The sequence below is a fragment of the Streptomyces tricolor genome, assembly GCF_002155905.1.
GTDB classification, from domain to species: Bacteria; Actinomycetota; Actinomycetes; order Streptomycetales; family Streptomycetaceae; genus Streptomyces; species Streptomyces tricolor.
Genome location: NZ_MUMF01000482.1, coordinates 255 through 9,557, shown reverse-complemented (window position 1 = coordinate 9,557; position 9,303 = coordinate 255). Strand labels below are relative to the sequence as shown.

Genomic DNA, 9,303 nt, shown 5'->3' with positions numbered 1-9,303 from the left:
CCTCGGCGAGCAGCTCCTCCGGGAAGCCGGGGCCGTGGTCGCGGACCCGGATGACCCGGCCCTCCACGGTCACCTCGACGGGCGGCCGGCCGTGCCGGGCGGCGTTGGCGAGCAGGTTGAACAGCACCCGCTCCAGCCGCCGCGGGTCGGTGGTGACCTCCGACTCGTGCACCACCCGCACGGCGACGTCCGGGTCCTTGGCCGCCACCCGGCGCGCCACGAACTCGCCGAGCATGATGTCCTGCAGCTCCGCCCGCTCCGAGGCGCCGTCCAGCCGGGCCACCTCCAGGACGTCCTCGACCAGGGTGCGCATGGCCTTGGCCCGGTCCAGCACCAGTTCCGTGGGCCGGCCGGGCGGCAGCAGCTCGGCGGCGGTCAGCAGGCCCGTCACCGGGGTGCGCAGCTCGTGCGCGATGTCCGCGGTGACCCGCCGCTCGGCCTCCAGGCGCTGCCGCAGCGCGTCCGCCATGGCGTCCACCGCACGCGCGAGCTCGTCGGTCTCGTCCCGTACGACCCCGCCGATGGCCTCCTGCACCCGGACGTCGGTCTCGCCGGCCGCGGCCTGGTTCGCGGCGGCAGCCGCCTTGCGCAGCCGGCGGGAGAGCTGCCCGCCGATCAGCACGCCCAGCGCGCTGCCGCCGAGCACGACCGCGACCGAGCCGATGACCAGGGCCTGGTCCAGGTCCCGCAGCATGTCGGTGCTGCGGTCGGGCAGATGGCTGTGCAGGGACAGCACATGCCCGTCCTTGGCCGGTACGGCCGCCCAGATGTCGGCCACTCCGCCGTGCTCGGAGACATCACTGGCCCGGCGCCCCCGCTCGACCTTCTCGCGCAGCGCGGGCGGCAGGCTCGGGTCGTCGATCTTGACGTAAGGGATGACCGGGCCCCGGCCCAGCTCGTAGAAGCGCTGCGCCGTCAGGAGCCGGTCGTTGGCCAGCTCGCGCGCGTTGTCCAGCATCGAGACCCGGGCCGCGTTGTGCACGACCAGGCTCAGCACGACCGCCACCAGACCGGCGACCAGCGCGATCGCCGCGCTGACCTTCCATCTGAGCCCGGTGCGCAGGCCCGCGCGCTCCATGCGCCGGACCGGGTGCCGCAGAATCCCCCGCATACCGTCGCTCCGCTCAGGCCTTCAGCTTGTAGCCGAAGCCGCGGACCGTCTCGATCCGGTCCTGGCCGATCTTCTGCCGCAGCCGCTGCACATGCACGTCCACGACGCGGGTGTCACCGCCCCAGCCGTAGTCCCACACGCGTTCCAGCAGCTTGTCGCGGGAGAGCACGGTGCCCGGCGCGGAGGAGAACTCCAGCAGCAGCCGCATCTCGGTCGGCGTCAGCGCCACGGGACGTCCGGCCCGGTGCACCTCCATGCCGTCGGTGTCGATCTCCAGATCGCCGAAGGTGAGCGTGCCGCCGCCGGCCTCGGACGCGGACTCCTCCGCCCGCGCCGTCCCGCCGGCGTGTCCGAAGCGGCGCAGCACGGCGCGGATCCGGGCGACCAGCACGGCACCGTCGAAGGGCTTGGTCACATAGTCGTCGGCGCCCGCCTCCAGGCCCAGGACGACATCGATGGAGTCGGCCCGCGCGGACAGCATGATCACCGGCACGGTCGACTCGTCCCGGATCCGGCGGCACAGGCTGACGCCGTCCAGACCCGGCACCATGACGTCCAGCAGCGCGATGTCGGGGCGGTCGGCCCGGAACGCCTCCAGGCCCGACAGTCCGTCGGGCATGGCGGTGACCGCGAAGCCGTCCCGCTCCAGCGCGAGCTGGGTGGCCTCGCGGATGACGTCGTCGTCCTCGACGAACAGGACGTGGGTCTGGTCTGCCATCCCGGTGCTCTCAGTCCTCTGGTGACTCGTGGGGTCAGGGGGTCTACGTGGGGTGCGGTCGGCGGTTCAGATGTCCGGTTCGGGTGTCGGACCGCCGACGGACTTGCTGTACTCGTTGCGGGTGGCCGTCCCCGCGGAGAAGCGTCCCGCTTTCCACCGGTAGGGGGTCACGATCTCACCGGACGGGCTGGAGATCGGGTCGCCCTTCTCGTAGTACTGCCTGGTCACCGACAGAACGCCCTGGTCGATCTCGGCGTAGACCGGGGACTCCTCGCTCTTGAAGACGTTCCGGAAGGCGCCGTCGTCGTCCCGGTACACGTACGAGCCGATGCCGACCGCGTCGGCACAGGTCAGCACGTTGACGACGACGTCGTCCACCGGACCGCCGGTCAGGTCGCCGTAGGAGACGTCGACCGGGTACTCGTCGCCGTTGCACGGCTTCAGTTCCCGCTTCACCGCGCCCGACACCTCGGGGTCGCTCATGATCAGCGCCACGGGGTCCACGCGCCGGTAGCGCTCCGAGGGGCTCGGGGACGGCGAGGCGACGGACCCGGCCACCGCCGAGTCGTGTGCCGGGCCCTCGTCCCGGGCGCCCGTGCCCCCGCTGCCGCACGCGACGACGAAAAGGGTGAGGGCGGCGAGCGCGGCCCCCACCGCGATCACCGCCTGTGTACTCCCTCGGGCCCGGTCGGGCCCGGCCCCGGTCAGGCCGCGCAACGCTCCCGCTCCTCACGCTCCAGCGCGCGTGCGTCCAGATCGCGGGCCTCCAGCTCCTCACGGAGCCGGGCGAGCGCCCGGTGCAGCGTGCTCTTGACCGTACCGGCCGACATGCCGAGGGCAGCGGCCGTCTCCTCTGTGGACATCTGCTCCCAGTGTCGCAGCACCACGACACTGCGCTGCTTCGGTGCGAGCACCTTCATGACGTCCATCAGCAGGGCCCGGTCGGCGTGCTGCTCGGTCGAGTCCTCCACGGAGGCGTCCGGCAGCTGCTCGGTCGGCACCTCCTCCAGCTTGCGCGCCCGCCACCACTCGGTCCGCGTGTTGATCATGACACGGCGCAGGTAGGCGTCCGCGAGCCGCTTGTCGGCTATGCCCTCCCAGCGGCCGTACGTCCGCACCAGCGCGGTCTGCAGCAGGTCCTGGGCGTCGACCGGGTCCGGGACCAGCCGGCGGGCGCTGCGCAGCAGCGCGTCCTGCCGGGTGCGGACGTACTCCTCGAACTCGAGCACCTCTCCCTGCGCCATGATCAACCGCCTCCGTCTTCCCCGTTGTCCTTCCGGCTCCTGCCGGAAGTCCCGCTGTCCCGTGCCCGGTGGTCCGCCGGGCACGGAGAAGAAGCTACGGAGTGGTTGTCACGGGGCTGTGCGGACCAGCCTGCGGCTGGCACTCGGCTATCCGTCGGTTGTGTAACGGACGAGGCAATGGGGTAGAGCGAGCGGGCCGAATGTCCCTTTATGGGATGCTTTGTCGGCTCTGATGGTCGGTAACAGACGCCGTCCGGCTGTGACCTGTCGGTGCGTCAGCCCAGCGGCAGCCGATACAGACCGCCCGGCAGCGGCTCCACCAGACCGTCCGACACCAGGCCGTCGAGCGCCCGGGCCCGCTGCACCGGCTCGTGCCACACCCGGTCCAGCATCGCCTGCGGCACCGGCGCGTGCGCCTCCCGCAGCACGGCCAGCAGCTTGCCGCGCACCTGCCGGTCCGTACCGGCGTACGTCTGCCCGCGGCGCGGCGGACCCGAGTGCTCCGGCTTGCCCGCGAGCCGCCAGGCGCACTGCGCGGCGATCGGGCACCGATGGCAGCCCTCGTTCTTCGCCGTGCACACCAGCGCGCCCAGCTCCATGGAGGCGGCGGCCCAGCGCGCGGCGGTCCGCTCGTCCTCCGGCAGCAGCTCCCGCGCCAGCCGGCGCTCGGCGGCCGTGGTCGCGTTCGGCGGGTACTGCACCCCCGTCACCGCCCGCGCGAGCACCCGGCGCACATTGGTGTCCAGCACCGCGTGCCGCTGCCCGTACGCGAAGGAGGCCACCGCGGCGGCCGTGTACTCGCCGATGCCGGGCAGTGCCAGCAGCTGCGCGTGATCCGTCGGTACGTCCCCGCCGTGCCGCTCCGTTATGGCGACCGCGGCGCCGTGCAGGCGCAGGGCGCGGCGCGGGTAGCCGAGCCGGCCCCAGGCGCGCACCGCCTCGCCCGGCGCCTCCTTCGCGAGGTCGGCCGGGCGCGGCCAGCGGGCCAGCCACTCCTCGTACACCGGCAGCACCCGGTTGACCGGGGTCTGCTGGAGCATGAACTCGCTGACCATCACGCCCCACGGGCCTGCCTCCGGGCGGCGCCAGGGGAGGTCACGGGCGTGGGCGTCGAACCAGGCGATCACGGGGGCGTGCAGCTTCTCAGTCATGGCCTTCCGATCCTGCCACGGGTTGACGGGCATTATGGGTGACCACCCGGTCACCGAGCGTGGCGAAAAGTGAAGAACCGTGCCGTCAGCGGAAGTTGCCGGAATGATGATCCGGAAAAGTTGGCGCCGGCGCGGCGGGTGGCGCGAGCAAGCGCGGCGATCTCTCGTACAGTTTGCGCGTGGGATCTCTGCGCAATCCGGTCGGGCCGCTTCCCTCCTCCATCTACTGGCGTCGGAGGGCCGTACTGCTGTCCGTGGTCGCCCTGTTGGCGCTGGTGATCACGTGGATCGTCACCGCCGGCGGCGGGGGCGGGAAGAAGGACACCGGCGGGTCCAACGGCAAGAATCCCACGCACACCATCACTCCCGGGCCGTCTCCGTCCGGTTCCGCGATCAGCCAACACCCGGGCGGCCGTGAGGAGTCGGGCGGCGGGGACTCCGGCGGCAGCGGCTCGGGTTCCGGCTCGGGCTCCGGCTCCGGTTCGGCTTCCGGCGGGGACGGCGGCGCGACCGGCGGCTCCGCCGGCACGGGTGGCGGCTCGGGTGCGGCGTCCGGTGGCGGCGCCGTCGGTGCGGGCGACGTGCTCCCGGCCTCCTCCGGACTGCCCAACTGCACGTCCGGCGCGGTGGCGTTGAGCCTGCGCAGCGCGCGGAACTCCTACTCGCCGGACCAGACGCCGACCTTCGAACTCACCGCGAAGAACAGCTCGTCCGCCGACTGCAAGGTCGATCTCGGCCCGAAGAACGCGGTGTTGACGATCACGCCGGCGGACGGGGACGACACGTTCTGGTCCTCGGCCGACTGCCCCAAGGGCCCGGGGAGCCTGGTCTTCCGGGTTCCCGCGGGCGAGAGCATCACGTACACCGTGAAGTGGGACCGCAAGCCGAGCGCCGCCCACTGCGAGACGCCGTCCGGCGGTTCGGCCAAGTCCGGCACGTATCTGCTGGAGGCCAAGGCGCCGGGGTTCGGGAAGCTGCGGGCCTCTTTCGTGCTGGCGGCGGATTAGCGCTTCGGGCCGCGGGGTTCATGCTCGGGTGCGGGTGCGTGGAGGGTTGCTCGCGCAGTTTCCCGCGCCCCTTAGGGGGCGAGCTGTACCTACGCAAGGGCCGCGGGGAACTGCGCGACCAGCCGCAACGCACCCGCAGCCGCCGTACGACCGATCCCCCCGAGCTATGGGGCGCCCGGACCCGCTCTCAGACGTACCGCTCCAGGATGGAGGACTCGGCCAGGCGCGACAGCCCCTCCCGTACGCTCCTCGCCCGGGCCTCGCCCACGCCGTCGACGGTCTGCAGGTCGTCCACGCTCGCGGCGAGCAGCTTCTGCAGCCCCCCGAAGTGCTCCACCAGCCGGTCGATGATGGCGCCCGGCAGCCGCGGCACCTTGGCCAGGAGGCGGAAGCCGCGCGGCGACACCGCGGAGTCGAGCGTCTCGGGGGACCCGGTGTAGCCCAGCGCCCGCGCCACCGTGCCCAGTTCGAGAAGTTCCGCGTGGGTCAGGGCGTCCAGCTCGGCCAGCGCCTCGTCGACCGTGCGGGACCGCTTCGCCGTCGGCTCGGGGACGTAGTCCCGGACCACCAGCTCGCGGTCGGGCTCGACCCCGGCGATCAACTCCTCCAGCTGAAGTGCGAGAAGCCGGCCGTCCGTGCCCAGCTCGACCACGTACTCGGCGATCTCGGTGGCGATGCGGCGGACCATCTCCAGCCGCTGCGCGACCGCCGACACGTCCCGGACCGTCACCAGGTCCTCGATCTCCAGCGCCGACAGCGTGCCCGCGACCTCGTCCAGCCGGAGCTTGTACCGCTCCAGGGTCGCCAGCGCCTGGTTCGCGCGGGACAGGATCGCCGCCGAGTCCTCCAGGACGCGGCGCTGACCGTCCACGTACAGGGCGATCAGCCGCATCGACTGGGAGACCGAGACCACCGGGAAGCCGACCTGCTTGCTCACCCGGTCCGCCGTGCGGTGCCGGGTGCCCGTCTCCTCCGTGGGGATCGTCGGGTCCGGGACCAGCTGGACGCCCGCGCGCAGGATCTTCGACAGGTCCGACGACAGCACGATGCCGCCGTCCAGCTTGCACAGCTCCCGCAGCCGGGTGGCGGTGAACTCGACGTCCAGCACGAAACCGCCCGTGCACATCGCCTCGACCGTCTTGTCGGAGCCGAGCACGATGAGCCCGCCGGTGTTGCCGCGCAGGACCCGCTCCAGGCCGTCACGCAGGGCCGTACCGGGAGCCACGGCGCTCAGCGAGGCGCGCATCAGGCCATCGGAACCGGCACTCCCACCGGACTTTCCGGGAGCTGCTGCCCGGTCGTTGGCTGCCACTGCACTCCTCCGGTCGCAGGTTCTGACGCGCTCCCGTTCCCGCACTCGGTTCGTACGGACGGGCGAGACCAGGGCAAAGTCTACCGGCGCTGCTCCGCCTCCCGTGGGGCCTCTCGGCGACGGGAGCGCGGCAGAACCCGGAGCGCGTCCCCCATGTCCGCGACTTCCAGGACCTTCATGCCGGGCGGCACCTTCCCCGGATCGGCCGGTACGAGCGCGTGCGTGAAGCCCAGCCGGTGCGCCTCGGCGAGCCTGCGCTGCACGCCCGTGACCCGTCTGACCTCGCCCGCGAGCCCCACCTCGCCGATCGCCACCAGGTTCTTCGGCAGCGGGGTGTCGCTGGCGGCGGAGGCCAGGGCGAGCGCGATGGCGAGGTCGGCGGCCGGCTCCGACAGCTTCACCCCGCCGACCGTCGCCGAGTAGATGTCCCGCTTGCCGAGCGCGCTGATCCGGCCGCGCTGCTCCAGGACGGCCAGCATCATCGACACGCGCGAGGTCTCCAGTCCGGAGGTCGTACGGCGCGGGGAGGGGATCTGGGAGTCGACGGTCAGCGCCTGTACCTCGGCCACCAGCGGCCGGCGGCCCTCCAGGGTGACGGTCAGGCAGGTGCCCGGGACCGGCTCGGCGCGGCGGGTCAGGAACAGGCCGCTGGGATCGGCGAGGCCGGTGATGCCCTCATCGTGCAGCTCGAAGCAGCCGACCTCGTCCGTCGCCCCGTAGCGGTTCTTCACGCCGCGCACCAGGCGCAGGCGGGCGTGCCGGTCACCCTCGAAGTGCAGGACGACGTCCACCAGGTGCTCCAGCAGGCGGGGGCCGGCGATGGCGCCGTCCTTCGTGACGTGGCCCACGAGCAGCGTGGACATGCCCCGCTCCTTGGACGCCCGGATCAGCGCCCCCGCCACCTCCCGGACCTGGGCCATGCCGCCGGGCGCGCCCTCGATCTCCGGGGAGGCGACCGTCTGCACCGAGTCGAGGATCAGCAGGGACGGCTTGACCTCGTCCAGGTGCCCCAGGACGGCGGACAGGTCGGTCTCGGCGGCCAGGTACAGCTCGTCGTGGAGGGCGCCGATGCGGTCGGCGCGCAGCCGCACCTGGCTCGCCGACTCCTCGCCGGTCACGTAGAGGGTGCGGTGCTCGGCGCTGGCCGACTTGGCGGCCACGTCCAGCAGCAGGGTGGACTTGCCGACGCCGGGCTCGCCCGCGAGCAGGACGACCGCGCCGGGCACGAGGCCGCCGCCGAGCACCCGGTCCAGCTCGGGCACGCCGGTCGTGCGGGCGGTGGCCTGCCGGCCGTCGACCTGGCCGATGGGCAGCGCGGAGCTGGTCACGCGGCCCGGTGCCGTGGTCCGGACCGCGGGCGCGCCGTACTCCTCGACCGTGCCCCAGGCCTGGCACTCCGGGCAGCGGCCGAGCCACTTGGCCGTCTGCCAGCCGCACTCGGTGCAGCGGTAGGACGGGCGGTCCTTGGTGGTCTTGGTACGGGCAGCCATGCGGGAAACCGTAGCCCGCGGCACTGACAACGCGGTCCGGGACCGGGTGGGAAATCCCGGGGAGCCCGTACGAGTGACCCGTTCTCGGCCACCATCCACCGGGATCCGGCCGCGGAATAAAAGGTTCCTGTCCCCTTATGAGGGATCGTTTCACCCGTACGGATTAAAAGTGCTCAAGGTTCCGGAAGGGGCACTCCACGGCCGCCTACGGTCGCACGGGTGATGAGCAGCAGTCCGGAGACCACGACCCGCACGACGGGCGCGCATCGGGCGCACCACGAGGCCCCGCAGGCCCGTGCAGCACGGCGTGACGCCCGTGAGGCACGAGAGGCGGCGGAGGCGCGCGATCGCGCCGCCGCGCGCACCGTCGCCCAGCAGCCGCCGGCGCGCTACGAGCCGTACCTGGACGGCCTGTTCACCTACTGTCTGTCGGTCCTGTGCGACCACGACACGGCCACCGCCGCCCTCGGTGACGCCCTCGCCCTGGCCGAGCGGCGCGGCCACCGGGCCCCGCCGGCCGCCGCCGACCGCAGGGCCTGGCTGTACGCCCTGGCCCGCTGGGCGTGCCTGCGGAAGCTGGCCGAGGCCAAGCAGAAACGTCAGGCCACCCACGCGGCGGGCCGCACCGGAGCCGCGCCGGGCCGTACCAGGGCGGCTGCGGGCCGTACCGGAGCGGGCCGGGGCGGCGGGGAGGCGACCGCGGCGAGAGCCGGAACCGGACTCGGACCCGGCGAGGGCATCGGGAGCGGACTCGGCGAGGGCGCCGGGACAGCGGTCCCGGACCCTCCGGCCCGGCCCCCCGCCCCCGAGGTCCAGGAGCGGCGGCGCCGTGAACTCGCCCTGCTGGCCTGGCCCGAGGCCGCCGGTACCACCCCCGAGCAGCGCGAGGCCCTGGAACTCGCCGTCCGCCACCACCTGTCCGTCCACGAGGTCGCCGCCGTCCTCGGCATGGAGCCCGCCGCCGCGCGGGAGCTCCTCGCCTCCGCCGCCTGCGAGGTCGAGCGCACGCGCGCGGCCCTCGCCGTGGTCCACACGGGCGGCTGTCCGAGCGTGGCCCACCTCACCGGCGACAGCGGGCTGGTCCTCAGCGCGGCCCTGCGCCGCGAGCTGGTCCGGCACGTCGACGACTGCCCGCGCTGCCGCCGCACCGCCGAGCGCGCGGTCACCGGCCGCTGGCCCGGCGCCACGGTCACCCCCGCCGAGCTGCCCGTCCTGGAGGCCCCACGCGCGGCCCTCCACATGGCCCTGGCCCACCACCCGCGCGCGCGGG

General features: G+C 73.3%; 8 protein-coding genes and 1 pseudogene. 2 read left to right on the top strand and 7 right to left on the bottom strand.

The features are described from left to right. The 5 genes from CCN44_RS30525 to CCN44_RS30505 all read right to left on the bottom strand — a co-directional run. Nucleotides 1-1,111: sensor histidine kinase (locus CCN44_RS30525; protein ID WP_086701199.1), on the bottom strand; the 1,111-nt coding region annotated here is incomplete at its 3' end. Between the two features lie 13 nt (nucleotides 1,112-1,124). Next, entirely contained in the window at nucleotides 1,125-1,829 is a 705-nt protein-coding gene (cseB, locus tag CCN44_RS30520; protein ID WP_059251637.1) for a two-component system response regulator CseB, read from the bottom strand. Nucleotides 1,830-1,895: 66 nt separating this feature from the next. Beyond that, entirely contained in the window at nucleotides 1,896-2,492 is a 597-nt protein-coding gene (locus CCN44_RS30515; RefSeq protein ID WP_059251638.1) for a hypothetical protein, read from the bottom strand. A 41-nt stretch (nucleotides 2,493-2,533) separates the two neighbouring features. Further along, the gene (locus CCN44_RS30510; RefSeq protein ID WP_055703482.1) at nucleotides 2,534-3,073 is read right to left on the bottom strand and encodes a SigE family RNA polymerase sigma factor; all 540 of its coding nucleotides are present in this window, start codon (nucleotides 3,071-3,073) and stop codon (nucleotides 2,534-2,536) included. Nucleotides 3,074-3,348: 275 nt separating this feature from the next. Further along, on the bottom strand, nucleotides 3,349-4,224 hold the full coding sequence (locus CCN44_RS30505) for an HhH-GPD family protein (protein ID WP_059251641.1): 876 nt from the start codon (nucleotides 4,222-4,224) through the stop codon (nucleotides 3,349-3,351). A gap of 179 nt (nucleotides 4,225-4,403) precedes the next feature. On the opposite strand from CCN44_RS30505, the gene CCN44_RS30500 reads away from it, so the two are divergent. Further along, a complete protein-coding gene (locus CCN44_RS30500; protein ID WP_208639868.1) occupies nucleotides 4,404-5,231 on the top strand; it encodes a hypothetical protein in 828 nt (275 codons plus the stop codon). A 187-nt stretch (nucleotides 5,232-5,418) separates the two neighbouring features. Here CCN44_RS30500 and disA read toward each other — a convergent pair whose 3' ends face one another. Together disA and radA are read right to left on the bottom strand one after the other, a co-directional pair. After that, nucleotides 5,419-6,543: a DNA integrity scanning diadenylate cyclase DisA gene (gene disA, locus CCN44_RS30495; protein WP_059251644.1), complete on the bottom strand. Its 1,125-nt coding sequence runs from the start codon at nucleotides 6,541-6,543 to the stop codon at nucleotides 5,419-5,421. 80 nt (nucleotides 6,544-6,623) lie between these two features. Next, complete coding sequence (radA, locus tag CCN44_RS30490) at nucleotides 6,624-8,033, bottom strand: DNA repair protein RadA (protein ID WP_059251646.1); 1,410 nt, start codon at nucleotides 8,031-8,033, stop codon at nucleotides 6,624-6,626. Between the two features lie 219 nt (nucleotides 8,034-8,252). Here radA and CCN44_RS45650 point away from each other — a divergent pair. Beyond that, nucleotides 8,253-9,303, top strand: a pseudogene (locus tag CCN44_RS45650) (hypothetical protein); the annotation flags it as partial.

Coding starts and splice junctions, on each gene's coding strand:
- CCN44_RS30510 (WP_055703482.1), bottom strand. CDS start 3,073: ATGGCGCAGGGAGAGGTGCTCGAGTTCGAGGAGTACGTCCGCACCCGG.
- cseB (WP_059251637.1), bottom strand. CDS start 1,829: ATGGCAGACCAGACCCACGTCCTGTTCGTCGAGGACGACGACGTCATC.
- CCN44_RS30505 (WP_059251641.1), bottom strand. CDS start 4,224: ATGACTGAGAAGCTGCACGCCCCCGTGATCGCCTGGTTCGACGCCCAC.
- radA (WP_059251646.1), bottom strand. CDS start 8,033: ATGGCTGCCCGTACCAAGACCACCAAGGACCGCCCGTCCTACCGCTGC.